This is a genomic window from Robinsoniella sp. RHS (assembly GCF_001029355.1).
GTDB classification, from domain to species: Bacteria; Bacillota; Clostridia; order Lachnospirales; family Lachnospiraceae; genus Robinsoniella; species Robinsoniella peoriensis.
The window spans coordinates 1-1,788 of the sequence record NZ_JNGB01000260.1 but is presented as its reverse complement, the minus strand read 5'-3'; the positions used below and the strand labels follow the sequence as shown (position 1 = coordinate 1,788).

2 protein-coding genes are annotated in these 1,788 nt (G+C 39.3%); both read left to right on the top strand.

Annotated features, from left to right (window positions below; all coding sequences use genetic code 11):
- Positions 1 to 276 precede the first annotated feature (276 nt).
- Positions 277 to 399 (top strand): hypothetical protein, encoded by a 123-nt coding sequence (locus tag RHS_RS32420; protein ID WP_276327263.1) that lies wholly within the window; start codon positions 277 to 279, stop codon positions 397 to 399.
- 254 nt (positions 400 to 653) lie between these two features.
- On the top strand, positions 654 to 1,788 hold a 1,135-nt coding region (locus RHS_RS29625), incomplete at its 3' end, for a transposase (RefSeq protein ID WP_047835267.1).

The following is a 1,788-nucleotide window of genomic DNA, read 5'->3' as shown; positions in this document are numbered from 1 at the left end:
GCCTTTTGCTGAACCGCAAGAAGTAAAGGACGTTATTATCAGAACGGCAGGCATTATGAAAGGAAACGGTGGATATATTCTGGCACCCACACACGCAGTTCCGGGGGATGTACCAGTTGAGAATATTCAGGTTATGGCTGAGATATTTAAAAACCAGGATAAATATTTAGTGTAGATTGGAGCAATTATCTGGTATTACAGCGAAGGTTTTGTAATGTTCTATTAAATGCATTATATTGAGGTTTAGCTGATTAAGACGCTTTGTAGATGTAGGTAGTGTACGGAAAGATGGGTGTGGGAAACTGGCATGGACTCCGTCAGCTGGCCGCAGAACTGGTATTTTCTAACCTTTCCGAAGCGCTTTTTGGCGGCACGCGGGCATTCGCTGCGAAATCCTGATGCATTTCGCAGCTCACTGCCCGCTTAGTATCCGATGGGAGCCAGTCGAATACTATCCGCCAAAAAACACTTCGAAAAGGTAAGTAAATACTCAGCTCTGCTCTACGCTTCCTCCGCCCATACCAGTTTCCCACACCCATCTTTCCGAGATAGCATTTGTTGATACAAAGCTGGTTTTCTCGAGGGCACTGAAAAAGTAGATATTACCGTCTATTTTTGATATAATGTATGTATCAAATAAAGGCGGTGTTTTTATGGTAGATCAACAACAAAAATTAGTATTAAGTTCCTACATGAAAATATATGAATTGGTGGTTCCCAGGAATAATCTTCTCCGACAGATAAAAGAACTCGTAAACTTCGGATTTATTTATGAAGAGTTAATTGATAAATATTGTCTTGATAACGGACGTAATGCAGTTCCACCTATCCGCATGTTTAAATATCTGCTGTTAAAAGCAATTTATGATCTATCGGATGTTGATGTCGTAGAGCGTTCCAGGTATGATATGTCTTTTAAATACTTTCTGGATATGGTGCCGGAGGAGGAGGTTATTAATCCCAGCTCATTGACGAAATTTCGTAAATTGCGATTAAAAGACATGGCACTTTTAGATATGCTGATTGCGAAAACAGTCCAGATTGCATTAGAGCAGGAAATCATAAAATCAAAAACCATTATTGTTGATGCCACACATACAAAATCAAGATACAATCAAATGACTCCGCGGCAGGCACTACAGGAAAGGTCAAAAAAACTACGGCGTACCGTTTATGAAGTGGAAGAAACAATGAAAAACCAGTTTCCTGCTAAAAATACAGAAGATTCTTTGGAAAAAGAACTGGCGTATTGCAATCAGCTTATTTCCACTATAAAAGAGAATAAAACGATATGCAGCTATCCCAAAGTGCAGGAAAAATTGAAATTATTAGAAGAAGCTGTCCGTGATGACCTTGAACAAATGGATACCTCAAAAGATGGGGATGCAAAAATTGGACATAAGACAGCAGACACCTCCTTCTTTGGATATAAAACACATATCGCCATGACGGAAGAAAGAATTATTACAGCTGCCACAATAACCAGCGGAGAGAAAACGGATGGAAAGGAATTGGCAGCCCTGGTACAGAAAAGCAGGGAAGCAGGAATGGAGATTAAAACAGTTATTGGTGACAAGGCATATGCAAGCAAAAAAAATATAGATGCTGCAAGAGAAGAAGATTATGAACTGGTCGCTAGATTATGCAGTAATGTTACACAAGGAAATCGTAAAGAGGAAGATAAATTTGAATTTAACAAAGATGCTTTAATGTATCAATGTAAAGCAGGGCATATGGCAATCCATAAATATCTGAATAAACAAAAAGCTGAGGGCAGGAATGCGCGGA